The organism is Alcaligenes endophyticus, from assembly GCF_026344035.1.
Taxonomy (GTDB): Bacteria; Pseudomonadota; Gammaproteobacteria; order Burkholderiales; family Burkholderiaceae_B; genus Alcaligenes; species Alcaligenes endophyticus.
In genome coordinates, this window is sequence record NZ_JAPKND010000002.1 from 228173 (window position 1) to 252692 (window position 24520).

A 24520-nucleotide genomic window follows, 5' to 3' on the forward strand; every position below is an offset into this window, starting at 1 on the left:
TGCACTTGGGCGCTTTGGGTTTAATGCCTTTCTGGAGGGTGCGCGCCTGTATTTGAGGTTACGTAAAAAGAGTTAAACCTTATGGAATCCACCACACTGCGGTTGGATGAGCAGTGTGGTGGGTGTGCGGGTGGGAGTTATGGGTTCAGTATGGCGTTGCGCTCGTCCTCGCTAAGTTTATGGCTAGCCGCCGTAAGAGACTGACCTAAGCCCACGATTTGTACGGGTTTATCGTAGTCATAGTGGGTGGGGGCCAACTTTGCGCTATGGGCGGGTTGGGAGGGAGCAGAGCTTTGTGCCGAGCCAAAACCCAGTACCTGCACCTGAATTTGCGACGGCTGATTGCTGCGGGCGGCGTCGCGGGTGCGGGCTAGGGTTTCTTGGGCGGCGGTGGCGGCGCTGGTGGCGGCACTGCTGGCGCTGGTGAGGGCGCCGACGTTGACGGTGACGGCTATGGGGATGCCTTTGGATTCGCCTTGGACTTGGATGTTTTCGGCGTTGACGACGTGTAGGGCGGCGAGGTTGACGTTGCCGGAGACGCGGCGGGGTGGGGTGAAGATTTGAGTGGTTTTGGCGCCGCGGCCGGCGTTGATGTCACCTTGGGCGGACCAGGCCAAAATATCCCCACCGAAGGTGGTCATGATGCGGCTTTGGCCGAGCAAAATGCTACCTAGGGAGTACATTTGTATATTGCCCTGGCCGCGGGTGATGAGGCCGGCGGTGGCGGGGGGGATGGCTGAGCCTTCTATGCCGTAAATTTGTGCACCACCGGGGGTGAGGATTTGTATATCGCCGCCTACATCGGTGTGTACACCGGAAGCGCCGTACATGAGTACGTCGCCTTGGTAGTAAATGGGCTGACCTTGTGCGTCGGTAGTGGGGAACAGAGCAGCGATGGCTTGGCGGCCACGTAAGTAGCTGCCGGCGCGGGGGCCATTGGCATCGTTATATTCACGGCCACCGGCACGCAGCTCGGCAAAGTACAGGTCGCGGGCAAAAATGCGCTGTTGTTCGCGGCCTAGGGCGGCAAAGTAAGTGCGGGCTTGCTCCACGGCATCGCTATCACCATCCGCTTCAAAGCCGTAGCGCTGTTCTAACCACGTAATCAGTTCATCGTGGTAGGTTTTTACCACTTTACCGGCTTGGTCAGCTAAGGGGGTACCTACTATGGCGGCATTGGCGGGGTCTAGGTAGTGCTGTAGGAAGGCGTCCCACTGTGCGCCTGGGCCCATGCCGGCTTGTACAGCGATGCCGGCACCGGGGCGGTGGTCGCCGGGCATGATGGGGCCTAGGCTGTGGAAGCGGGTGTTGATGATGGTGACTTCACGGGTCCACGGGTTGATGCTTTGGTCGGCCATGCTGATGTTGCGGCCGGCGTTAATTTCTAGGGTGCCGGGGCCAGCTACCTGGAAGTTGCTAAATAAAATATCGCGGCCAGCTTCTACGATGGAGACATCGTTGGCATGATGGTGTACGAATAGGTTGCCGGTGCGGAATGAGGAACCATAGGTGTCTTTACCGACTACCGAACCTAGTGCATTGGGCATAGAAGTTCGATTGTCTGTGCCGATTATATTACCCGAGCGCACAATATCGCGGCCGGCGCGCATCCAGACGGGGGCATGGCCTTCGTACCAGATTTGCTTGGCACGGGATCCAAATAACCCGATAAAGTCAATGACGCCGCCACTTTCTAAGCCGATAATGTCCCCATGATGGGCATAGAAGCGGCTGGGGCGGCTGTCTAGGTGGTTACTTAGGGCAGCATTGGGTACGCCAAAGGTAAATAAGCTATTGCTGAGATACATGGCGTTTTCGGCCAAGTTGTGCGCTTGCAGGTCGTAGTACTCTCCCGTACGGGACATAAAAGCCGGTTTAAAGGGGCTGTTAATGGCGTTTAGGTTGCCAGAGCGACTGATGCTTAAGCCGGCGGTGTAGATGGATTGTTTGGCGAGCAAGGATAATTGCCCCAAGGCTGATGGAGCGAGTAGCAAGGGGGCGAAGTGTACGGTGTGTTGTGAGTGTTGAACAAAAATGCTGCCCGAGGCTGCGATGACCTGTAGCTGGGAAGGGTACACCTGCCAACCGTCGCTGGCCGCATGATGGTACTTGCCGCTGACTGGGGTGATATAGCTTTGTGCCAGGGGCGCGGCGTGGCCGCCGGCGCTAAAGAGCTGTATGGCGGTGTTGGGCGTCCACAGAGAAAACCAGGCCTCGCCGCCCGACCCATAAGTTTGACCTAGGTAGGAGTAGGGTAGGGTATAGGGTGTGGCCAGGCGGGTAGGGTCGGCCGTGCCGGTTAGGACTAGATCGCCTCGCGTATGTAAGCGGGCCGGGCTATCGCCCAGTACCAAGGTAATGCCGCCATTGGCAAAACCGCGTTGCTGGGCATAGGGGTCAAAGGCCCGCGTGTCCCGCACGTCGGTGCCTTCCGGTGAACGCGTATAAAACTGTTTGATGCCGCCTAGGGTGCTGCTTAAGGTGTAGGTGTCGCCGCGTAGGTTGGTGACGGTGCCCAGTAGGTTGGGGTTTTGGCCTTGCTGGTTACCGTAGCTGGGGCTCATGCGGGCTCTTGCCGCCATGTTGGGGTTCCAGCCTTGGGCGATGCGTAGTTGTAAATCGCCGCCACCGGTTTGTAATAATGACCCATCGGCCAAGACGCGGCCGGTGCTGGCTACGGCTAGGTTTAGGGCTTGGCTGCGGGGTCTATTGTCTTCGTGTTGGCCTAGCCGCTGTAGTGTACCGGCCCCTCCCCGTATGTCTATCTGTAAGTTGCCCCCGCCTAAGGTGCCTAAGCCGGTGAAACCGATGAGCTCTGGCGTAGCAATTAAGCCGTTTTTATTGGTGATGTCCAGAGTGGGCTGTAGATAATTGTTTATACGGGTTGCTGTGCCCGGTATATAGGTACCAAAGTTTAGCCACCAAGCCGTGGCAATAGAGTCTATACCATAGGTATTGCCGGAGGCTTGGCGCCAGAGCCAATTGCTGACCCAGCCGCTGGATTTTAGCTCTCTTAGATCGGTATCCTGGCCCATTTCTAGATAAGCGGACCAGTTATCCAAGCTTAGGTTAGACCCTGTGCGTAGTACTAGGTTGCCACCCTGCTCGGGGTACCAAGCGGCATAGGTAGATGAGGTGCCGCCGTTCACTAAGGATTCGTAGCCGGGACCAGAGGCTGGACTGGAGCCATCGCTAGGCGCCATGGATTTGCTGGTGTTTAAGTAGGTGCCATCGGCGGCTTTTGCTCTGCCCCGATTAAAATCGGCTTCTTGGCTTGCTGCTGCCGAAGCGGTATGGGTGCCCGCGGTATAAATGCCGTAAGGGGACTGTACCTGAATACTGCCTTGGCTAATCAGGTCTAGGTGGCCTGTACCAGTGCGTAAAACGCTGAAAACGTGGGAAACTGGAATTTTCTTGATGGTAGCACCGATATCGGTTTGGTCAGGGGTGCCAGGGATAATGATGGACTCGCCCAAGGAGTCGCAATACCCGCGATTGCAGTGGCGTTCAAATTCAGGTCCAGCAGGCGTTCCTGCTTTATAGCCAAAGCGTTGTTCACCTAGCTCGTTCCAAACATAAAAAAAACGGTCACAATAACCACGGCTGCAATGACGTTCAAACTCAGGGCCAGCAGGTGTCCCTGCTTTATGGCCAAAGCGCTGTTCTCCCAGCGCATTCCAAAACCATGCGCCGCCAGGAATAACTTGATCGGGAACACCTGGTATAAATAGCGATTCACGCTGATTAAATATCGTGTAGTGACTATCACTTAATTGGATTTCTCCGTTCGCAGTTTGCTGTAAGGAGCGGCTGTCCACTGCCTGAGTATCGGCACCCGCCACTACGCGTAGGTTCCACGACAGGGAGTTCTCGGGTAGCATGGCGGCGATAGCCCAGTTTTGCCCCATCTGGCCGTTAGCGCTAGGGCGTAAGGGAATAGAGAGGGCGTTATGGGGCAGTTTAACGTCGGTAAGGCTAGGGATGAGGGCGCCCAAGGGTAAGTTCACATCCTGAGCCAATGCTAAGGATTGGGGCAAGGGTACGCCGGCTGGCCAGATAAAAGCATGGAAGCTGGCGCGGGCAGGCAGTTTAAAGCCAGCGCCTAATTGGGTGTTGGCGGCTAAGGTAGTGGCTTCTTGCAGTATGCTGCCGGCAGTATGTAGGAGTTGACCGTTTGCATCGTAAACCGGGCCGTTAAAGACATAGCCCGCGGCCAAGTCTAGGCTAGTGCTTAAGGTGACGGTAACGGGTAGTTCTACGCCGGCGGCCAAGCTAGGCTGGATGGGAATGGCGTAGTTCAGCGTTTTGCCGGAGGCAAACTGCGTGCCCTTACCCAGTACTACACCGCTGCCGGGCACAATAATTTCGCCGCCGAAGGCAATTGTGCCGGGAGTTAGCACCCAGCCGTTATCGTCGGGGGTTTCGGGTGGGGGCGCAAAGCCATCGTTAATACTGCCGTATATGGATAGGTTGCCGCCAGCGCGTATGGCCAAGGTCCCCGGCTCGCCAGAGCCATACAGGGCGGTTTGTTGGCGGTGGGGGTTCAGGCTAGCGTAACGGTGGCCGGATAAGTCTAGATCGCCGCTCACTATTAAATCACCATCGGTGGTGGCGCTGACCAGATCAATAGCGGGGCGTAGGTGCAGAATATCGCCGTAGCTTTGTGTTAAACCGGCCAGTTTGTGCTGACGTAGGTGGATATTGGCTAAGGCGGCTTTAATGAACTGGGCAGACTGCTGGTGCTTGGCGTTTAGGTAGTCTTGGGTGATGACTTGGTAGGCTTTACCGCTGGCCGCGGGGTCGGTGCCGTAGGGGGCATCGTCATAGATGGTGCGGCCATACACGGCCACGGCCTGGGCGCCTTGTAGCTGTAGGCCGGGCTCTATGTGTATGGCTAGGTCCCCATGCTGGATGGCGGCTGCGGTGTGGCTATGGCCTTGGGCGTCGAGGCGGGGGGCGTACAGGTGCACTTCTCCTAAGCGGGGGGCAGCAACGATAGCCGCTAGGCGGGCATCGTCGGTGCCATAGCGTAGGTCCAGTTGGGCGCCGGTTTCTGTATGCAGTTGGCCTAGGCCCGAGTTCAGTTCGATGATGGCGCGGTTGGGGGCATAGATTAGCTGGCCGTAGCTGTCGATACGGGCCAGGCTGCCGTGGGCATCCAGTAGGGCTTGGCTGCCTAGGTGTAGGCCGTTCTGGGCGGCTAGGCGTATGCTGCCCACTTGGGCGCCGCTGGCATCGACTTTGCCCAGTACGCTTAGGTGACCAGCGTCTAGGGACAGGTCAATTTCGTGGGCGCGTAGTTCATCGCCCACGCGTAAGTCGCCTTGTAGTAGCTGGAAGCGGCGCAGGCCAAACACCTCGCCGGTATTCAAACGCTGGTTAAGGGCTGCAAAGTCGCTGTTAAGGTTCCCATGGCCCAAGGTTTGGGCTTGAATAATCAGCACACCACTCAGGTAGGGCACGACAGTGCCGCCCGCATTGTAGTGGCCGCTGGCGTGGCCCAGGATTTGGCCTTGTAATAAGACCCGGCCGTGGTCTGGGTGGCTGGCCAGGGCGCTTAAACGCCCGGCTTGGTTGTTGATGGCCGATAGATTGATGGTGGAAGCTGATGCCTGAGTGATGTTGCCGCCCAAGCTTTCTAGGTAGACATCGCCACCCCAACTGTATTGGGTGGCGGCGGCATCGTCAAAGTAGGTGACGGTACGGCCCGCCATGTCGATATGTGCCTGGGCGCCTACGTCTAGATGGTGCTGGGCTTTCAAGCTTAATTTGCCACTGGGCAGGAGCACGGCGGTGTCTAGGTGCAGGCTGCCGCCGGCTTGCAGGCTGAGCTCTGCCCCCAAGGCGTTGAGGGCATCGTATCCTAGTGATGCGCCGTAGGGGTTGTGTACGTTGATATCGCCACCCGTTACTATGCTGCTGCTAGAGCCGGCGCTGCCGGTGAGCAAGGGGGTGTGAATGTGTAGGTGGCCGCCGCTGTACTGGTAGCCGTTGACGGTGTCGTAATCAAGCCCACGGCGGTGGTAGAAAGATAGCTTGCCTTCATTATTAGCGCTAAAGGCGGTGCTGGCGGTTAACTGTGCGTGCTTGAAGCCCAGTAGTAAGCGTGCCGCTAGGGTGTCGCCATCGGGTTGGCTCCACGGGCCAAAGCCTAAGGTTATACGCTGGGCATCAATATGAAAGCTGCCGTCGCCGGTTCCAGCACCGCCTTGAACCACATCGCCTGCGGCTTGGCTGCTGCCGTTCCAGATTAAATGGCCGGTATGGATGGCGGCGGTGTCGGTCTCTGTACCATAGCCATAGATAGCGGGGGTGGTCAGCAGCAGGTTGTCCATAGTGGATTGACCCTGACTATTAAGGGTAGACAGGGTGACGTTACCTAGCAAGTTCATGCTGCTGCCAGCGATGAGCTCTAGGGTTTCCATGGCGGGTGCGCCCCAATCTGTATCGCCTTGGAGTAGGCGATGGAAGTCAGGTTCGGTTAAGCGCAGGCCGGGGGGCAGTACACCAGCAGAGGCGGCCTGCTGTAAGGCAGCTTGTGAGCCGATATGGAAGGTATCTGAACCTAGGCTTAAATGGCGCGTGCCGTAGCGCACGTGGTCTGTTAAGGTGAAGTTATTATTGGTTAAGAAGGCTAGAGAGCCTTCTGAGTACAGGCGTGTGGACGCTTCACACGGTAGTGTAGGGCACGCCCCTAGTGAAATAGGGGGAGTGTATTGAGGGGTAGGCCCTGAGGTAAGGACTGCTGGGGCTAACCAACGCATGCGCCCGTTTGATAATGCCACGACGGATGCAGTGCCTGCTTGAAACACATAGCCATGGCTGGAGTCAAGGGCAGGTAAGCCTTGGCCTAGGGTGCTAAGGGTGGCACCTTGTTCAATAATAATTTCTTTGGTGCCTAAAACACTTCCTGCAATGACCAAGATTTCAGCGGCACTTAAGTGAGCGCCCGCCCGTATGGTGACGCCGCGGGAGCCATTATCTGTCATGCCCGTCAGTTGTACCAGGTTGGGATTTTGGCTGTAATCAATGATCGGTATGCCTCCAAGGCTGAGACGGTTGACGTCTAAACGGCTTAGGTCGGAGGCTAATATAGCGACGGTATGATCGCTGGAGGGTGAGCTGCCATCGGCTAATACCTCTAGGGTATTGTCTAAGGTCAATGCCACACTGCTGCCATACCCATCAGCCGCGCTTTTACCCAGAACGTGCCCTTTGAACGATAAGCTTAGCTGGTCGGAATTCTTATTTCTATCCCTGGTTTTTATCCAGAGGAGCTTGCCATCGGCCTCGGTTTGCGCGCGCGGCACGCCACGGCGGGCGGCGTCCATGTGGACAAAATCCGCGTAGCTGGTTTCGTTGTAGGTGGCATACCGGCGTAAGGTATCGGCAGGGGTGAGGGTGATGCGATGGGCCAGGCTGTGCTCAATTCCCGTATGGGCTTGCGATAAGGTGCCGCTGGCGGCCCAGGAGCCATTCGGCATGGCGGTGGGGGCGGCGCTAGGTAGGGGATTGTTTAGGTGTAGTTCTACCCGGAATGCGCCGGGTAATAGGGCGTAGCTGGCGGGTAGTAAGGTGTAGGTGCCGGCAGGCAGGCCGGGTAGGTGATGGCCTAGCGTGATTTGTTGTCCGACGGCGGGGCTAGAACCTTGTTCGGCGAGTGGGGCAGTGGTGTTTGGGTTGCTTGGTACTATGGCGTAAATGGCCCGGTCTTGCTGGCTGGGCAGGGTGAAGCTATTGCCCTGGTATTGCATTAAGGGGTGGTAGCGGGCGTCGGTAGAGCCGCCCCGGCCGGACACAAAACCTGCGCCTGTTAAGGTGCCCCCCCCGGATAGGTCGATAATGGCGTTGTCAGCCACGTCAATATATTGGCCCCCTAAGGCAATGTGGCCTGCCAAGGGGTGGCCCGCACCGTGCAACAACACGACTTCATTCAAGTAGCGCCAGCTTAGCTCGTCGATGGTGCCGCCATAGGGGATGGTTAAGCCTTTAGCGCTGACGGAGGTCACACTGCCCGGAGCTACGAGCAGGTGCTGCGTATAGTCTGAGGAGCCGGATGAGGCAGAGCCCAGCATAATTTGACCCAGTGGGGCGCGTAACACACCTTGATGCACAATGACGGGGGCTTCAACAATAAGACGCCCAAACACGGAGTAGGGCAGGCTAGCCGGTGTTTGCGGTGTAGAGCGTTCGATGGTGAGGGTGTAGCGTTTATCGGGGTCAGCCTGCCAGCCCGCTTTCAGCATGGTGTTGGCATGGGTGCCCGGATACAGTTGGATCGCCATCAGGCTGAGATTGGCGGGGGTGCGAACACGGGTGTACTGGACAGTGGGTTGAGAGCGTAATAGCCGTATCTCTCCTTCGCTTTGTAGAATGAGCTTGTTGAATCCAGCGCGTTGCACCTCTTCAGGCAAACCATTACCGGTATTGGTGGGGCTGATGTATTTCTGCGCTACCCCTCCTATGCCCATATCGCCTTGTAGGTCTAATAGGGCGCTGGCATGTACGTGTAAGGTGCCTAGCGAATGCAGTTGAGACGGTAATGAATTACTGAATGTGGGGTGGAAAGTGTTCACTTCCCCCCCCGTCACGGAGCCCGGGCTGGCCAGCTTGATGTAGGGTGCGGTGATGAATGAAGTGCCGGTAAAGGCGGTGTTTTCGGCCTGGGCGTATACCCAAGCGTATAAGTTAATGGCTTGGGGTAGGTGCAAGACGACTTGATCTTGCACGCTTAGGGCACCATCGCTATGCAGGCTAAGGGTAGTGATGCCGCTATTGAGTAGCTGCTGGGCGGCAAAGCGGGCGTGCCCATAGGTTAAATCTAGATGCGTGGTGGCTTGGTAGTCTTGCGCTAGGATAAACTCACGTGCTTGGCGCACGGGGGAATCCAGCGGGCCTATACCACTAGTTTCGGTATGGTAGATGGGCGTATCCAAGGCTAAAACGAGATGGCCCCCGGCAGCGCCTTGCCCGCCTGCATGTGCGATGAATTGGCCGTCTAAATACAGACCTGCACTGGAAGCCAAGCTAATGATACCGCCCTGACTGGCTAGGGTGATTGGGCCTGTGGTAGGGAAATCTAGCTGTACATGGGTACCGGACGCATTGAGTACCGCGCCTTGGTGTACTTTAATGAAGTGCGAGTCGGCCCCTACAGGTTGATTGGTGACGATATCGATACGGCCTATGGTGCCGGTGCTGTGGTCGAACTTGCCGCCTATTTGTATGGTGCCCCCAGCCGGGGCTAGGCCATAGGCTTTACCGTAAGGGTCAGCGGCGCTAATAGCACGCCCGGCTACATCAAGGTACGCGCTAGGGGCTAGGGTGACGGTACGGAATAGGTTGCCGGTGCCTTGGCCTTGCCACAGGTTGCCGATTTCTATTTTACCGCCCCAAGCGTTCAGGCGGCCTGCGATATGAATATCCCCCACGCTGTAAAGCTGAATCGTTTGGCCAGGGTCTACAGTAAGCGTTGAGTATTCACTTATAGCAATATCACTGGAATTGCTAGGAGCGATAAAGGGTAGGCCTGCTTGCAAGATTAGGCTGGCGCCGGCGCGTTGGGAGATGCTGCGTTTGGTATGGTCGGCTAGGTGGAGTGGGGGTAAGTAGGGCTGTAAGGCCTGTGAACTGTGATGGCCGGAGCCCATATCTGCTGCCGTGGCAGTAGGCTGTAGTACGGGGCGCAGGATGTGTAGTTCTTGTTCTAGGCTAATGCCCTGTAGGCTGGCGATATGGTAGTGGGCAAAGCCGGCGGCAAAAAAGCCTGCATCAAACAGGCCGGTACCGAGTTCGATAGCGCTGTTTTGGTGCCAGTGTAGGGTGCCGGCTTGTTGGAAGCCGTGTCCCTGTAGCTGGCCTTGCAGGTGTATATCAGCCCCGGCTTTGTTGCCAAAGCCGGCTTCTAGCCGTAGGTTGCCGCCACGGCCCCCTTGTACACGGCTTAGTTGATTGAGTGTGGCACCCGCCGAGACGTTAATCAGGCTGTTTTCGTCTAGGACGATATCACCCGTGCTGCGTAGGGAGACGCTGCCGCCATGAATGTAGGGTGTTGGGGTAGGGGTGCCTTGCGTGAGGTTATTCCATAGGCCTTGGGTAGTAAGGGTGACGCCTGGCGCTACTAGCACTTGGGCGGTGCGGCCAGTTACAGGATTCAGCCAGAAGTCGCGGTAGCCGTTGCCATCAATCTGATGTAATACGTTGCCCACTTCCACCTTGCCGCTGGGTACTGTTATGTTGGCGCCAAGATGAATATCGGGGCTGTAGAATTGTAGGTGGGCGCCGTCGGCTAGCTTCAGGTCGCTGTGCAGCGCAATGCTGTCGTGCGTGGCGATGCGCAGGGCGCTGAGTTGGTCGCTATTTAAGGTATCGGTATTTAAGTAAATGGTATTCTGAGGTTCCAGTGGGAAGGCAGTATTGAGTTCCCAGTCACTGGCTATGGCTTCCCCTAGGCTGTCTAGTATGACGGACTGGGCACGGGGGTTGAACTGATGGTCTAGGCGCTGTTCTTCGCTGATATAAAAAGGGATATATTGGCCAATAATTACTTGGGCGCTACGGGCTAGGGAGTGGTGCGGTAGCCCATAGCCATCGGCGCCTGTGGGAGCAGCGGTGTGCTGGCGGGGGCTGTTGTAGACTGTGCTGATCAGTTCGCCCTCTAGCACGGCATTAGGCGTATCAATAATTAAGCGGCCTGCATCGCGGCCCACCAAGTAGCCGTGTTCAAAGCTCTGTTGGGGGGCCAACAAGGGGCTGGCAAAACTGCGTTTACCGCCCCAGCGGGTGCTTTCTTGTACGTAGCCGGTAAACACGCCGGGTTGGTATAGGCGATCACCCGGGGCGGTATCGGCGCGGTACAGCCTACCATCGTCGCCGTGTAGCCAGCTTTGTTTTAGGTGGCCGCTTTGTACGGCTAGAGTGCCGCCGGATAGGTTAATTTGTGAGCCTTGCTGGGTGACGACATCGCCGCCGCTAAACTGGACGGTGCCGCCTTGGGCTAACCATTCAGCGGTGCTGTGTGTGGTGTTGCTGAGGTAGCCGCCCACTTCCAACAAACCCCCTTGGCTGTACCAGCGATCCCCCTCGTAGCCGTTGGTGCCATCGGGCACATGGACTAAAAAACGCCGGTCGAGCCAAATGGTTTGGTTGTTCAGGTTTTTACTGTCGCGGTTATTGGGCGAGTCGCGCTGTTCGTTGCCTTGTACGTTAATTTCTAGGTTATTCACCGCCATGGCTAGCGGTACATTGAGGGCGCCGGATACATCTAGCCGCGCGCCTTGGCGCACGAGGCTACGCTGGGCGGCGTTGATGGCAATTTGCCCGCCTGTAGCTAGGGTGAGGGATTCCGTGGCAAGGTCTAGGGTGCCTGCGCTGGTGATACGAATGAGGGATAAGTCGCCACGAAAGCGGTCGCTTAGGCCTAACCAATTGGCGGCGATGGCGCTGTCGCGCTGGCTGTCTAGGGCTTGGCCACCGGGTTCTACTTCAATGGCGGTGACGCTGTGGCTAGCGAGCAGGATATTGGCCTCTGCGCCCGCGGCCGTAAGATGCACGGTGCCGCGCTGGTTTTGCGTGGTGGTGCTGGATAATACGCCGGCTTGGCTAATGCTGTTGGCGCTAAGGCTAATATCGCCGGCCCGTGCCTGTATTAAACCTGTGTTTTCTATATGGCCTAGGCCGCTAGGTAGGACTTCGTTGCCGCGTACGGTGGATTGCTGGTTGGCATCGGTGGCTTGGCCTTTACGGATGATGAAGCTGTCGCCAGCGGCTAAGGCGACTTGGCCTTGTTGGGCAGTAAGTGTGCCGTGTTGTTGTATGTCTTTCGCCAGCACTAATACATAGCCACCACCGGTCGTGGAATTTTCTGGTTTGTGGGTGTGAATTTGGGCGCCGGCTTGTATTTCAATTTTACCTATAGCTTGCTTGAAAGCGGGGGTTTTACTGTCGGGGCTGTAGAGGCCGTGATTCAGGAATTGGTCGTCGGTGATGGTGGCGGCGGCCGCTACTAAGTTACGCACGTTAACCTGACTGGTGCCACTAAACACGATGCCGTTTTGGTTGACCACCATGACGGTGCCGTCGCCTTTGATTCTTCCTTGAATTTGGCTGGGCGCGGTTTGATCACCGACGACGCGGTTCAGCACCGCATCGGTATTTTTTTGTTGAAATTCTACCGTGGTGTTGCGGCCTACATCAAAGCGGTTCCAGTTTAGGATAGCTTTAGATTCGGTTTGTTTAATGCCCACATGGTGCTGGCCGTTTTGCTGGGTGTGTACCGGTGCTTGGGCGCCTAGCCACTGGGCTTTATCACCCACGGCTACTTCTAAGCCACCCTGTGCTAAGCCTTCGGCTATGTTGCTGGCTTGTTGTTGTGCGGCTAAGCGGGCAGCGTTTTGGGCCGCTTGTTGGGCGGCGATAGCACTGGCGGTACGGTTTAGGTTGTCCAGCGAGTGCGATAACTGCGCGCGGGCGGCAGCTTGTTGTTGCTGCATGTTAGCCGCCTGCTGGGCGGCGCGTATGGCATGGTTATTGTTGGCGTTTTGGTGTTGTTGGGCGGTATTGCTTTGGGTGAACCAGGCGCCGCGTAGTTGGGCGTGGGCGTCTTGGTATGGATTAGCCAAGGCCATTAGTACGGCACTGGCTAGCGGGGCGATACGCCATGCTTTTTTAGTTGAAATAGTGATGCCGGAGACAGGATAGTAAGCACGAGAGGTCATGTGTTTCTGCCGAAAAAAGGTGCGCAAGGTCGTAAAGTGAGGAGGGCTGATAAAGCCGGTTCACTGGTAAGACGAATGAGCGCGCCAGAAACTGCAAACTATTTTTACAAAGCCTAGCTAAGAATAATTAACCCCGCTGGCATGTGGCGGCTGTTTAACATAAAAGTATGTTGAATTTGGATAATGGCTTGCTCTAGGGCGTGAAGTTGAAAACGACCACTTAAGGGCTCTTGCGCCACTTGGGTGTTAAGTAATACAACACGGCCTTGGCGATAGCGGTTGATTTCTGTGATGACCTGCTCTAGGGGGGTGTGTTCAAAACTTAGTTCGCCTTGGCGCCAGGCCGCGGGCGCGCGATGATCGTGTTGCTGTACAGGGCTAATATGGGTGCTGGCATAGTGCAACTGTTGTTGGGTGCGTAGCACGCGCTCGCCATAAGGGTGATACACCGTCAGTTCACCACTTAAGCAGCGTAGGGTGGTGTGGTTATCTAGGTGCTTGCATTCAAAATGGCCTTGCCGTGTTCGGCTGCGAGCGACTCCAGCATGGATTTCAAAGTCGTGTTTGGTGTTGATTTGTATGGCAGCTTCGCCTTGCAAAAGGCGGAATCCGGCTTGTTGTTTAAGCTCTTGAATGCTGGTGCGAGTGTTCAGGTTAAGCGTGGCGTTTTGCCATGTAAGCTGTTGTTGCTCACCTGTGCGGGTACGTGCATCGGCACCCCATTGCTGTGGATCAGGCCAAAGTTCAGCAGGAGGGTAGAGTACAGTGATGCCGGCCGTAAGGCCAAGCCCTAAGGTACCGGCTTGCAGTAGGCGTCGCCGATGGCGCATATGGCGAGTGGTGGCGTGGATTTGCTCAGCACTGACTTGCTGGGCCCGCTGTTGAGCGGCCTGATTAAGGAGATCCCATTCGGCTTTGGCTTGTTGAAAGGCTTCGCGGTGCACCGCATTTTGTAGCCACTGCTGAAACCCTTCACCGTCCCAGGTGGTCGCCTGGCCGCTATTTAACAGGCGCAGCCACGTACGAGCTTCGTGTAAGGCTTGCTGGTGATCAGAAGGGGGTGGCAGAGGTGTATTCATGGCATGGAGAAAAGGGCTTAATTCTAAGACGGCTGAGCGGGGGCAAAGCTGCAAGCTTTTTTATGGCTGGTTGTTATCTCGTTGCAGTGCGGCCTGCAAAATGTCTTGTATACGTTTTAATTCGTATGCCACTGTGCGGACTGAAATTCCTAATTGGTTGGCTATTTCTTTGTGCGGCATGGACTCCCAGTGCGCGAGCAGGAAGATTTGTTGTTGCCGTGCCGGTAAGCGTTCAAGACGCTCCAAAATATAATCGATTTGTCGGCGTTGAGACAGTTTCTCTTCGGCATCCGGAGAAGGGCAACTGATGTTTTGTAAGGCTTGCACGTCCTCCCAAGAGAGCAGCTTAGCTTGACGCCGCTGCATATCGATGGCGATATTAACGGCAGTGCGCAAGAGATAAGCCTGTGGGTTATCGGCTTGGTCATTGCGGCTGTGTAGGCGTAGCCAGGTGTCTTGTAAGGCATCCGATGCTAAGTCGCTATTGCCCAGCATGCCCGTGAGCTTGCGCTTGAGTTGCCCGTAATGGCTGTGGAGGTATTCCATTAAGGAGTTTCGTGCCCGTTGATTCATGGTGAGGCAATGCAGGCTGGATGTTGTAGGGACAAGGGGTGTTCCAGCAAGAGGGTGATGGGCTGTGGTAGGCGTGGTGGTGGCGAGGCCGTAAACTGCAGATGTAGCAGTTTTTGTTGTAAGGCTTGCTCGTCGGCAGGGGGAGCGTTGCTGCGCAAGGTATGCACGTGTGTGATGCGCCCCTGTGGACTGAGACTAATTTGTATTAGGCTGCGTTACTTATTAGGCGGACTAGCGGAGCTTTGGCACAGGTGCTGAATGATTTGTTGCTGTATCAGCCCGGGGTAGCCTTGTAATGTGGGGGCTAAAGGGGCTGTTTGGTTAGGCTGCGCTTGGATGACGTAAATACTTTGCGATGTCTCGTGGATCACAGTGGCGTGTAAAGAGGTATTGCGTAGCAGGGCTTGCAAAGCCTCAAGGGCGGTATAGCGTCCTTTAACGGCGCTAGATTGCACCCCCTCACTGAGCTGAGAGCGTATCAGTATCGGTTGTTGACTAAGGCTTGAGTATTGCTTTAAGGCAGCAGAAAGCTGCTGAGCGGGAATGTCAAAGTCAAATAGCTGGGCTTGGGCGTACGCCTGTTGCGTTAGGACTAGAAAAAATAATCCGGCAAAGCAGTAGGGGGCAGAGCCAGCGTAGAAAAAAGCGAGCACAGATACCTAAGCCTAGAGGAAGCCCTGAGTATGTGTCAGGGACGGCTAAAAACATCCCGTACAAGGAATGGCTGTGCTTATCCTATTTTGTGAATGTGACACGAGTGTGAAGGTGAGGTCTGCGGCGGTGCTGAGGAGTGTGAGGGCGTACCGGTAGATAGAAAAGGAAGGCTTTAGCGACTCTCTATGTAGCAAAACAGCGCTTTTCGCCAAATTGTAAAATAAAGGGGGTATTGTTAAAGGGGAACTATTTATTTTTTACGCAAGGAGACGATAGTGAGCAAGAAAATTTTAATGATTTGTGGTGATTTTTGTGAAGATTACGAAACCATGGTGCCGTTTCAAACTTTATTGGCGGTAGGCCATCAGGTGGACGCGGTGTGCCCAGGCAAAACGGCGGGTGAAACGATAAAAACAGCCATTCATGATTTTGAAGGGGATCAAACCTACACGGAAAAACCTGGTCATAATTTCAGCCTGAATGCTACTTTTGATCAGGTGCGTGCGGAAGATTATGACGCTCTGGTCATTCCAGGCGGGCGTGGCCCCGAGTACTTGCGTCTGGATGCCAAGGTCATTGCCATGGTGCGCCACTTTTTTGAGGCCAACAAACCTGTTGCGGCGGTGTGCCATGGCGCACAGTTATTAGCCGCTGCTGGCGTGCTAGAGGGGCGTGAGTGTTCGGCGTACCCAGCATGCCGTCCCGATGTGGAACTGGCAGGGGGACGTTATGCTGATATTCAGGTTGACCAAGCTATTACTGACGGCAATTTGGTTACCGCGCCAGCATGGCCTGCCCACCCAGCCTGGCTGGCGCAGTTTTTGCAGGTGTTAGGTACAAAAATTACCCACTAAGCCGATAGGCTTGTAGCAAGCTGCCCAGCAATTGAGCAGCTTGCTTGGTGGGTTCAATCAAAAAAGCGATTTACGCCTTTTTCAAATACATGGCTTTTAATAAGTAGCTGATGCCGTCGATTTTGCAGTCTACTTCGTGGTCGCCACGCACCAAACGAATGTTTTTTGCTTTAGCCCCTTTTTTAAGGGTAGCCGACCCTTTAACTTTTAGGTCGCGAATCAAAATAACGTCGTCACCGGCCTTTAGCAGGTTGCCGTTACTGTCTTTAACAATAATTTCATCGCTGTCAGTTTCGGTGTTATCGTTAGTTTCTGATTGCCATTCGTAACCACAGTCTGCGCAGACCAGTTGCTCACCATCATGATAGGTATTTTCTAGGGTGCATTGGGGGCAAGGTGGAAAGTTACTCATGATTTTTTCCTGTTAGTTTATAAGCTTAGCGTGGCGTAGTGCTTACGCCGTGAAGTGCGGCTAGTGTAGCCGTTTGCAACAGGAAGGCCAAAAATACGAAGACCCCATCGTTGCGATGGGGTCTGTAGACCGCTTTAGCGGTATTGAGTTGTCATGATAACAACTAGGGAAACAGTTGGTTTAGATCAACTGAACTGGCTCTGTGCCAGTTGGTTTTACTTTACAGCGGCTTGGTATGCTTGTGCAATATCAGGAAAACCCTACACTGTTTTATATATTAACCAGTGCTGCGCATGCGCGTAAGCTGTTTTACTGAGTGTAGGGTATTACTGGAGTTCAAGATGAAAAAAAGCTGCTTGGCAATATTGTTATGCGTAGGCCTGTTAGCGGCCTGCGCCCATCAAGGTGGAGACCCAAGCTTAAGCCGTTCAGGTGTAGAGGTGTATGGGGTTATTGATGCAGGGGTAGGAAGTAGCAGGCAGTCAAACTAAGGGTGACCGCCTGCTGAGCCCATTATGCGGCGGTTTCTTTGTTAGGCTCGCTAAGGTTTGATAAGGCCTTGCTTAAACTGTAAGCAGGCTCGAATGAGTCAGCGCTTGCCATAGGCCAGCCCACGCGGAAAATAGTTTGGCGATAATGCTCTTGCAGCAATTCGCCTTTTTCTAGGTCAGGGAATAGGGCTGATAGTACACGTACCTCGCCATTACTAATGCGGCGAGCTATATGGTGTGGGCGTAGCTGGTTGGGATGGGGGAGGCCTGCGGCAGCTAATAGTTCGGCCAATGCTTTAAGCGTATTACGGTGAAAGCTACTGACGCGCACGGCTTTATCATCCACGACCAGGGCTTTTTGACGTTGCGGGTCTTGGGTAGCTACGCCTGTGGGGCACTTGTCGGTATGGCAGGCTTGGGCTTGTATACAACCTACCGCAAACATAAAGCCGCGCCCGCTGTTACACCAGTCGGCGCCTAAAGCCATGATTCTGGCCATGTCAAAGGCGGTAATTACCTTGCCTGATGCACCCAGTTTGACTTGTTCACGTAGACCAATGCCCACTAAGGTATTGTGCACCAGACGCAAAGCTTCGCGTAAGGGAGTGCCAACGTGGTCTACAAACTCTACCGGTGCAGCACCGGTACCGCCCTCGGCTCCATCGACAACGATAAAGTCTGGTGTGATGCCGGTTTTAAGCATAGCCTTGGCAATAGCAAACCATTCCCAGGGGTGGCCAATACATAATTTAAAGCCTACTGGCTTGCCACCTGATAGTTCGCGCAGTTGTGCGACAAAGTGCAGCAGTTCGATAGGGGTGGAGAACGCGCTATGGCTAGCGGGTGATAAGCAGTCTACCCCTACAGGCACGCCACGGGCCAAGGCGATTTCAGGGGTTACTTTGGGGCCTGGTAAAATACCCCCTTGCCCTGGTTTGGCCCCTTGAGACAGCTTGATTTCTATCATTTTGATGTAATCTTTGGTGGCTGTTTCGGCAAAGCGTTCAGGCGAAAAGTTTCCTTGGTCGTCGCGGCACCCAAAGTAGCCCGAGCCAATGTTCCAGATTAGATCACCTTGATGACGGGTGTGGTAGTGGCTGACGCCGCCTTCTCCGGTGTCATGGGCAAACTCGCCCATTTTTGCCCCTTTGTTCAGCGCTAAAATAGCATTGGCTGATAAAGCGCCAAAGCTCATGGCCGAAATATTGAAAACGGACATGGAGTAAGGCTGGGTGCAGTGTGGACCACCAATAATGGTCCTAAAGTTGCTGTCGGTAATTTTGATCGGGGCCATGGAGTGGTTCATCCACTCGTAGCCATTACTATAAATTTCTTGCAACGTACCAAAAGGGCGCTTGTCTATTTCTTGCTTGGCACGCTGATACACCAACGAGCGGTCGGCGCGAGAAAAAGGCAGCTCCTGACCTTCGCTTTCGAGGAAATATTGGCGAATCTCGGGCCGTATGGCCTCAAAGAAATAGCGTAAATTACCGATGACTGGGTAGTTACGTCGTATGGCATGCCGAGTTTGCGTAATATCTACTAGGCCCAGCAAGCTTAGTGCAGCACAGGGTAGCGCTAGAAATAGCCAAGCGGGGCTGCGGCTGATACTTAGCAACAACGAAACAAAGCACAAAAAGACGATAAGATAGAAAGCGGTGTAGCGAGTTAACCAACGCTGCATGGGAACTCCTGGCGGTAAGCTTTTGAAGACGAGCACAATAGGGGTACATGATATCGCTTAGCGATGAATTTAGTAATGGCATAACCATGTTAAACAAGGAAAATGACGTTAGTGTGCGATGCGGGGGACAGCAAGCCTTGCTAAATGATGCAATGCAGGTACGCGTGCAAGTGTTTGTGCAAGAGCAAGGGGTGCCCCCCGAGGTGGAAGCCGATGACTATGATGCGGTGAGTGTGCATGTAGTGGTTTATAGTCAGCAGGGTAAGCCAGTGGCAACGGGGCGTTTGCTGCCCGATGGGCATATAGGGCGTATGGCTGTGCTAGCAGGGTATCGGGGGCAGGGTTTAGGGGCCTTGGTATTAAGCCATTTACTACAGCACGCGCAGCAGCGCGGACAACAGCATTTGCAATTATCTGCCCAGCGTCATGCTAAGGGGTTTTACGAACGCTTTGGGTTTGTCGTACAGGGGCACGAATATCTGGATGTGGGTATCCCACATGTGGATATGGTATTGAGCCTACAGGAGCTCATGTAAACAATACGGAAAATATTGACGGCGGTGGGGTTAGATGTAGCGATATGATGTACAGCGAAAGTTTGCTCAGGGGCCCTACTGCTACGAACTGAGGTGTTTTTTTGCAGCGAGGGCCCCTAAGAGGTTAAGCACCTACGTAGCGGTTAAGTAAGCCTTGGGCGCGAGCTTGAGCAATTTCTGCTTGAACTTCTGCACGCGTTTTGGTTTGATCGTTCTGCGTCACGGAATAGTTATTTGGGTATAACTGATTGAGGCGTTCTGCATTTTCGCCATTCGTGATATTGCCCGCTTGTTGTGCAGCAGCAATTTCTGCTTGAACGTCAGCACGTGTTAACGTGGAACGGCTACTAGTTTCATAATTATGCGGAAAGAACTCATTTTTTCTGCTGCCATTTTCATCCACCAGTATGTTACCGGTGCGCACCGCTTCGGCTAGTTCTGCTTGAACCTGTGCTCGGGTCAGGGTCGTGCTAGCAGCATTGGCGATGGCTGGGCCTACTAATAAGGTAGCGACAGTCAAAATAACAGCTGAAGATTGTATGCGTTTCATCGTAAAGATCCTTGTATTTCGTCTAAGAGATTAATGACGACATTCCTTTTAAAAAGATGCGGATGACGTCGATGGAGTAACTTTAATGTATCCTTATAATTGAATAAATAGCGTGAATTGATATTCACTATTTTAAAAAATGGAATAATAGTGTTTCCTCTGGGGATGTAATGAGCCGAATATTGTCGATGCAAGTGTTTGAGCGGGTAGCGAGTGAAGGAGGGTTTGCGGCGGCTGCGAGAGCGTTGAATATGTCGCCGCCTGCGGTCACGCGCCTTATTGCGCAGTTAGAGTCTCATTTGGGTACGCGTTTATTTCAGCGCACCACACGACGGGTTTCACTGACGGAAGCGGGTGAGGCTTATTTAGCGCGGATTCGCCAAATTTTGCAGGATTTAGATGAGGCTGATGCCTTAGCCAGTGCTTACACTAATGAGCTGGTGGGGCGTTTACGCGTGCACACCCAGCCTGTGATGGCTAGCTATATGGTGGCTCCCATTTTGTCTGTGTTTCGCCAGCGCTATCCCGGCATTACGATTGAGTTAGTGGTAGAAACACGTAAAGATCCACCTATTGAGGATTTCGATATCACGCTCATCGGCGTCGATCAAATCACTAATCCAGGTATTGTGGCGCGTAAAGTCGTCGAATCAGATGTGATATTGGTGGCTGCACCAGCCTATATTGAGCGTTGCGGTTTACCTGATAAGCCGGAAGAGCTGGCTGACCACGCTTGTTTGCGCTTAAGCAGGCCTGATGCGCCGTTGGGGGCATGGAGCTTATGGAATGTAAAGTCTGCTGATGAAATATTTAAGGTAGACCTAGATCCTGTCGTTATTGCTAACCATACGGACACTTTATTGCGAGCGGTGTTAGATGGAGCTGGTATTACATCTATGTCTTTAGATATTGTCGCTCCATACTTAATGCGTGGTGAATTGGTACACGTGCTTCCATTATGGGTAAGTGGGCATTTGACGATGTACGCTGCGTTGCCCAGCCGCAAGTTTATTCCGCAACGTACACATGTGTTTTTGGATTTTTTAATTGCGCATATCCGGCAACAAAATAAGCAGGTGTTGCAAGACCCAGGCCTAGCGAGGATATAGGTTTTCAACTTTACGGCTAGGTAAGGAGTGCTGCCTTATCAATATAAGGCAGCCGGATAATGGTGATATTTACTCGGCGGTAATGCCTGCCTTTTGAATGATCTCCCCCCATTTTTTCGATTCGGCTTGTTGGAAGCTGGCTAGCTCTTCGGGGCTGGAAGTGACTTGCTCTGTACCGGTTTGTTGGTAGAACTGTTGTGCGGCTTTGCCTTCGGTAGCTTTGATCAGCATGGCGCTCAGTTTGTCCGCCACGTCGTCGGGGGTACCCGCAGGAACATAGGCCGCAAACCAATAGCCCATTTCGTAACCGGGTACTCCAGCCTCATCAATAGTAGGAATGTCAGTGGCTAATGGCGAGCGGCTTTTACCGGTTACCCCTAAAGCACGTAGACGATCACCCTGAATTTGTGGCAAACCGGTGGCAGCATCTGTGATCATCATGTCGATTTGACCACCCAGCAAATCAGTGATGGCATTGGGGTTACTGCTGTAAGGGACATGCAATAACTGGATATCGGCCATTTGTTGTAAGAGTTCGCCTGCTATACGACTGCTAGAGCTACCGCTACCAAATGAGAGACTACCGGGCTTGGCTTTAGCCAATGTGATGAAGTCGACCACATTTTTAGCCTCGGATTTAGGATTAACGACCATAATTTGCCCGCCTTTGCCTAATAAAGTAAGCGGGCGGAAGTCTTTTACGGGATCGTAATTAAGCTGTTTGTATAAGTGCTCGTTAGCGGCATGGGTGGTGTTAGTGGTAATCAGTATGGTGTGTCCGTCTGGTGCCGCCCGTGCCACCGTTTGTGCTCCTATCATGGCGCTGGCGCCCGGCCGGTTTTCGATGATGACGGGAAATTGACTTTGTTCTCCCATGCCTTGCCCAATCGCTCGGCCTAGCTGATCGGTGGCGCTACCTGGACCAAAGGGGATAACCAGGGTGATAGGGCGTTGTGGGAATTCGGGTGTTTGAGCGTGGCTTACTGAACCTATTAATAGGGCAGATAGCAAGATGCTGAAGTTAATAGTTTTTTTCATGATGATGTCTCCTGATTGGGTTGCTAAGCAAAGTGCACAGCAGGGTCTGCCTTGATATCAGGCAGGATGCTAAGCCAGTCCTGTGGGACTAAGACCGGCAGATTTAATAGGTGAAACGATAGACTTTTGCCATGTGCATCAAGGTTAAGAGCGGCATTTACGCCTCCATCCAGTGCTTGGTGTAAAACAAAGTTCATGGCGTGTAACTGAGGCAACACATACCTGTCTACATGCTCAGGTGAGCGATAGCTAAACCAGCTGTGTATGCACTCTGCACTGAGTTGCTCGAGCAATACGGGGTAAATGAATGGTTGCCAAGCAATAACGCTAATATTAGAAACATTGCCCTTATCACCGGTGCGGCTGTGCGCCAGTCGATAAAGAGGGACATGGACGGAGTTCATGGTGTCTCCTTGGGCTCGTAAAAGTACCAGCCCGTTTGAATATCAATACGGGGTATGGTGCAGGACAGTGTGCTGATGCGTCGTCGTAGATGTGTGCGGACTCCGCCTCCGCCCGCCGGACCACAGGTATATAGGGCGCCTACCTCGTGTAAAAGCCTGCTGGCGAGTTGATGGTCGTGATGACTACACGCCAGGCGCAAGCGTATATCTTGGGAGGGGGCGGTTTCAGGATAGGAAAGGGTGCCTGCGTCGTTGTTCAAGATGCTTAATGCACCGATCAAATCAACCCGTATGAACAGTTCCGAGGGCAAGCGTTTACATACTATGTCGGCGGCCATTAGGGCTCGTTCTTTCGCTTGTATGCCAGCGTAGGAAATCTCCGCCTCAGCGAGCCAACCATTGTGAAAGCATACATTCACCTTCAGCTCATCGGGCCTAGGATGGCCCTGCACACCAGTGAGTAAAACAACATCCGGAGCGGTTTGTTCTAGTTGTGCGCAACTAATGTCGGCAATGACATCCGGAGTTAGATATTGAGCAGGGTCATGCACTTCATAGAGCAATTGTTCGGTGACGGTGCGGGTAGAAATCAGGCCGCCTGTATAGGGTGCTTTGCTGATCCAGCAGTTGCCGTCGTGATCTAAGGTTGCGATGGGAAAGCCAGTACGGTCTAGCCCCGATACTTCTTTTAGACCCGGTATAGCAAAGTATCCACCAGTGACTTGCGTGCCGCATTCTAATAGATGGCCAGCCATGGTGGCTCTTGCTAAGCGTTGCCAGTCCTGCCAAGACCATTGAAAATGTGCCATGGCTGGGCCCACGGTGAGCGAGGGGTCAGCAACTCGTCCAGCCACGACGATGTCAGCCCCAGCCTGCAGAGCGGCGGCGATTTCGGTGGCCCCTATGTAGGCGTTAGCACTGAGTATTTCTAATTGCTCAATATCGGTGTCTAGGCGCTGACGCAATAACTGACGTTGTTCTACGCTATGAAGTTTGTCGCCATAAACAATAGCAATGCGCGGGCAGCGCAACCCCAATTGTAGGCAAAGCTGCTCTATGGCTGCCGCTGCACCAGCGGGATTGGCCGCACCAAAATTACTCACAATACGTATGCCGTGCTGTAAGCATAGACTGAGCACGGGTTCTAGCATGTTGTTGAGCAAGGGTTCATAGCCTTGCGAGGGGTCTTGGTCATAGGCAAGTTGGGCCAAGGCTAAGGTACGTTCGGCCAAGGTCTCGAAAATTAAGTAGCCACCACCACGCTGTATGAGCTCTTGAACAAGGTCTAAGGCGCCGTCATAGCGGTCGCCCGAGAATCCGCTCGCACAAGCTATATGTAGTAAAGGGGGGCTAGTCATGACACATTGACTCCTGATGTAAGGGGTTATTTATCATCTGCTCTCTTGGTTGATATGTAAAATAGAAAAATAAGATCAATTCATGGCTATTTCATATGAATCTCACCACACGACAATTACGCGGCTTTGTGGCTCTGGCGCACGAACGTCATTTCACGCGGGCAGCGGAGCGCTGTCACATGACACAGCCTGCGTTTAGCGCATTGATAAGGCAGATTGAGCAGGAGTTGGGTCTGCGCTTATTTGAGCGCAGTACGCGGCATGTGGATCTGACGCCAGAGGGTCAACAGTTTTTAGTGGGAGCAGAACGGCTTTTGGCAGATTTTGAGCAGTTGCGAGAGCACATGGAGGACTATGCTCATCTTAGGCAGGGCAGGGTGGCGGTGGCCGCTTTACCGTCGCTGGCAGCAGGCTGGCTGCCGCAATGCTTAGCGCATTACCACCGCCTTTATCCAGGCGTGCGCCTAGAGTTGCGTGATGCCTTGCTGGAACCGTGCCTAGATATGGTGAGACATGGCCAAGTTGATTTCGGGGTGGCAGCGCTGGGTGCTGACATGAGTGGCCTAGATAAGGATTTCCTCTATGCAGAGCGTTTTTTTGTTGTGTGCAGCGAGGATCATGTATTGGCCGCTCAGAAGGCTTTGCGTTTAGAGCAATTGGTTGGCTATCCGCATATACAATTGGCTCGTAGCAGCAGTGTTAGGCAAGCGTTGGAGCGCGTATCCGAACCGGTTCCGCCTTTGTTAGAGGTGGAACATCTGGCAACTGTAACGGGTTTAGTGGCGGCAGGCTTGGGAATTAGTGTGGTGCCGGAAATGACCTTGTTTCATTTTCAACGCAACAAGGTCGTAGTGATCCCTTTGAAAGATCGTCATTTGCGCAGGAGGCTGTATCTAGTTCGTCGGCAAGGCGTTGCGCTGTCGACAGCGGCACAAGAGTTTTACGAAACTTTGCTGAACGAACCGTTATCGCTTTCCACAGAGTTTTTGCAGGAGCCATAAACTGATTGTGTCAGGCAGAAAACAAAAAAGCTGCCGTTTTTTTAAACGTCAGCTTTTGTTA

Annotated in this window: 16 protein-coding genes; 5 read left to right on the plus strand and 11 right to left on the minus strand. The window is 53.9% G+C overall.

The features are described 5' to 3' along the window. Nucleotides 1–137: 137 nt before the first annotated feature. From OSH01_RS05450 to OSH01_RS05470, 5 genes are all read right to left on the minus strand, one after another. Nucleotides 138–12716, minus strand: coding sequence for a two-partner secretion domain-containing protein (locus tag OSH01_RS05450; protein ID WP_266123065.1), 12579 nt, complete (start codon nt 12714–12716; stop codon nt 138–140). 113 nt (nt 12717–12829) lie between these two features. Continuing rightward, nucleotides 12830–13795 (minus strand): FecR family protein, encoded by a 966-nt coding sequence (locus OSH01_RS05455; RefSeq protein WP_266123066.1) that lies wholly within the window; start codon nt 13793–13795, stop codon nt 12830–12832. Nucleotides 13796–13855: 60 nt separating this feature from the next. Beyond that, nucleotides 13856–14368 (minus strand): RNA polymerase sigma factor, encoded by a 513-nt coding sequence (locus tag OSH01_RS05460; protein WP_266123067.1) that lies wholly within the window; start codon nt 14366–14368, stop codon nt 13856–13858. Then, nucleotides 14365–14535 (minus strand): hypothetical protein, encoded by a 171-nt coding sequence (locus tag OSH01_RS05465; protein WP_266123068.1) that lies wholly within the window; start codon nt 14533–14535, stop codon nt 14365–14367. Before OSH01_RS05465 ends, OSH01_RS05460 begins: the two co-directional genes overlap by 4 nt. A 48-nt stretch (nt 14536–14583) precedes the next feature. Then, nucleotides 14584–15021 carry an STN domain-containing protein gene (locus OSH01_RS05470; protein ID WP_266123069.1) on the minus strand — a complete coding sequence of 146 codons (438 nt, stop codon included), beginning with the start codon at nt 15019–15021 and terminating at the stop codon, nt 14584–14586. Between the two features lie 273 nt (nt 15022–15294). Here OSH01_RS05470 and OSH01_RS05475 point away from each other — a divergent pair, with 273 nt between their 5' ends. Continuing rightward, nucleotides 15295–15876, plus strand: coding sequence for a DJ-1/PfpI family protein (locus tag OSH01_RS05475; RefSeq protein ID WP_266123263.1), 582 nt, complete (start codon nt 15295–15297; stop codon nt 15874–15876). Nucleotides 15877–15946: 70 nt separating this feature from the next. Here OSH01_RS05475 and OSH01_RS05480 read toward each other — a convergent pair whose 3' ends face one another. Then, a complete protein-coding gene (locus OSH01_RS05480; RefSeq protein ID WP_266123070.1) occupies nt 15947–16288 on the minus strand; it encodes a zinc ribbon domain-containing protein YjdM in 342 nt (113 codons plus the stop codon). Nucleotides 16289–16629: 341 nt separating this feature from the next. On the opposite strand from OSH01_RS05480, the gene OSH01_RS05485 reads away from it, so the two are divergent. Continuing rightward, nucleotides 16630–16779, plus strand: a complete 150-nt coding sequence (locus tag OSH01_RS05485) for a hypothetical protein (protein WP_266123071.1) — start codon at nt 16630–16632, stop codon at nt 16777–16779. 22 nt (nt 16780–16801) lie between these two features. Here the strand turns inward: OSH01_RS05485 and OSH01_RS05490 are convergent, their stop codons facing one another. After that, nucleotides 16802–18463 (minus strand): FMN-binding glutamate synthase family protein, encoded by a 1662-nt coding sequence (locus tag OSH01_RS05490; RefSeq protein WP_266123072.1) that lies wholly within the window; start codon nt 18461–18463, stop codon nt 16802–16804. 86 nt (nt 18464–18549) lie between these two features. Here OSH01_RS05490 and OSH01_RS05495 point away from each other — a divergent pair, with 86 nt between their 5' ends. Then, nucleotides 18550–18999: a GNAT family N-acetyltransferase gene (locus OSH01_RS05495; RefSeq protein WP_266123073.1), complete on the plus strand. Its 450-nt coding sequence runs from the start codon at nt 18550–18552 to the stop codon at nt 18997–18999. 124 nt (nt 19000–19123) lie between these two features. Here OSH01_RS05495 and OSH01_RS05500 read toward each other — a convergent pair whose 3' ends face one another. Further along, on the minus strand, nt 19124–19549 hold the full coding sequence (locus tag OSH01_RS05500) for a DUF4148 domain-containing protein (RefSeq protein WP_266123074.1): 426 nt from the start codon (nt 19547–19549) through the stop codon (nt 19124–19126). Between the two features lie 170 nt (nt 19550–19719). Between OSH01_RS05500 and OSH01_RS05505 the strand changes: the two genes are divergently transcribed. After that, nucleotides 19720–20658, plus strand: a complete 939-nt coding sequence (locus OSH01_RS05505; RefSeq protein WP_266123075.1) for a LysR family transcriptional regulator — start codon at nt 19720–19722, stop codon at nt 20656–20658. Between the two features lie 69 nt (nt 20659–20727). On the opposite strand, the gene OSH01_RS05510 is transcribed toward OSH01_RS05505, so the two are convergent. Genes OSH01_RS05510 through OSH01_RS05520 form a run of 3 tightly spaced genes read right to left on the minus strand, consistent with a single transcriptional unit; the run spans nt 20728 to nt 23458 of the window. After that, nucleotides 20728–21696: a Bug family tripartite tricarboxylate transporter substrate binding protein gene (locus OSH01_RS05510; RefSeq protein ID WP_266123076.1), complete on the minus strand. Its 969-nt coding sequence runs from the start codon at nt 21694–21696 to the stop codon at nt 20728–20730. Nucleotides 21697–21719: 23 nt separating this feature from the next. After that, nucleotides 21720–22100 (minus strand): AtuA-related protein, encoded by a 381-nt coding sequence (locus OSH01_RS05515; protein WP_266123077.1) that lies wholly within the window; start codon nt 22098–22100, stop codon nt 21720–21722. Beyond that, entirely contained in the window at nt 22097–23458 is a 1362-nt protein-coding gene (locus OSH01_RS05520) for an acyclic terpene utilization AtuA family protein (RefSeq protein ID WP_266123078.1), read from the minus strand. Before OSH01_RS05520 ends, OSH01_RS05515 begins: the two co-directional genes overlap by 4 nt. 95 nt (nt 23459–23553) lie before the next feature. Here OSH01_RS05520 and OSH01_RS05525 point away from each other — a divergent pair, with 95 nt between their 5' ends. Continuing rightward, nucleotides 23554–24459 (plus strand): LysR family transcriptional regulator, encoded by a 906-nt coding sequence (locus tag OSH01_RS05525; RefSeq protein ID WP_266123079.1) that lies wholly within the window; start codon nt 23554–23556, stop codon nt 24457–24459. Nucleotides 24460–24520: the final 61 nt, after the last annotated feature.

Coding starts and splice junctions, on each gene's coding strand:
- OSH01_RS05450 (WP_266123065.1), bottom strand. CDS start 12,716: ATGACCTCTCGTGCTTACTATCCTGTCTCCGGCATCACTATTTCAACT.
- OSH01_RS05455 (WP_266123066.1), bottom strand. CDS start 13,795: ATGAATACACCTCTGCCACCCCCTTCTGATCACCAGCAAGCCTTACAC.
- OSH01_RS05460 (WP_266123067.1), bottom strand. CDS start 14,368: ATGAATCAACGGGCACGAAACTCCTTAATGGAATACCTCCACAGCCAT.
- OSH01_RS05480 (WP_266123070.1), bottom strand. CDS start 16,288: ATGAGTAACTTTCCACCTTGCCCCCAATGCACCCTAGAAAATACCTAT.
- OSH01_RS05485 (WP_266123071.1), top strand. CDS start 16,630: ATGAAAAAAAGCTGCTTGGCAATATTGTTATGCGTAGGCCTGTTAGCG.
- OSH01_RS05490 (WP_266123072.1), bottom strand. CDS start 18,463: ATGCAGCGTTGGTTAACTCGCTACACCGCTTTCTATCTTATCGTCTTT.
- OSH01_RS05495 (WP_266123073.1), top strand. CDS start 18,550: ATGTTAAACAAGGAAAATGACGTTAGTGTGCGATGCGGGGGACAGCAA.
- OSH01_RS05500 (WP_266123074.1), bottom strand. CDS start 19,549: ATGAAACGCATACAATCTTCAGCTGTTATTTTGACTGTCGCTACCTTA.
- OSH01_RS05505 (WP_266123075.1), top strand. CDS start 19,720: ATGAGCCGAATATTGTCGATGCAAGTGTTTGAGCGGGTAGCGAGTGAA.
- OSH01_RS05510 (WP_266123076.1), bottom strand. CDS start 21,696: ATGAAAAAAACTATTAACTTCAGCATCTTGCTATCTGCCCTATTAATA.
- OSH01_RS05515 (WP_266123077.1), bottom strand. CDS start 22,100: ATGAACTCCGTCCATGTCCCTCTTTATCGACTGGCGCACAGCCGCACC.
- OSH01_RS05520 (WP_266123078.1), bottom strand. CDS start 23,458: ATGACTAGCCCCCCTTTACTACATATAGCTTGTGCGAGCGGATTCTCG.
- OSH01_RS05525 (WP_266123079.1), top strand. CDS start 23,554: ATGAATCTCACCACACGACAATTACGCGGCTTTGTGGCTCTGGCGCAC.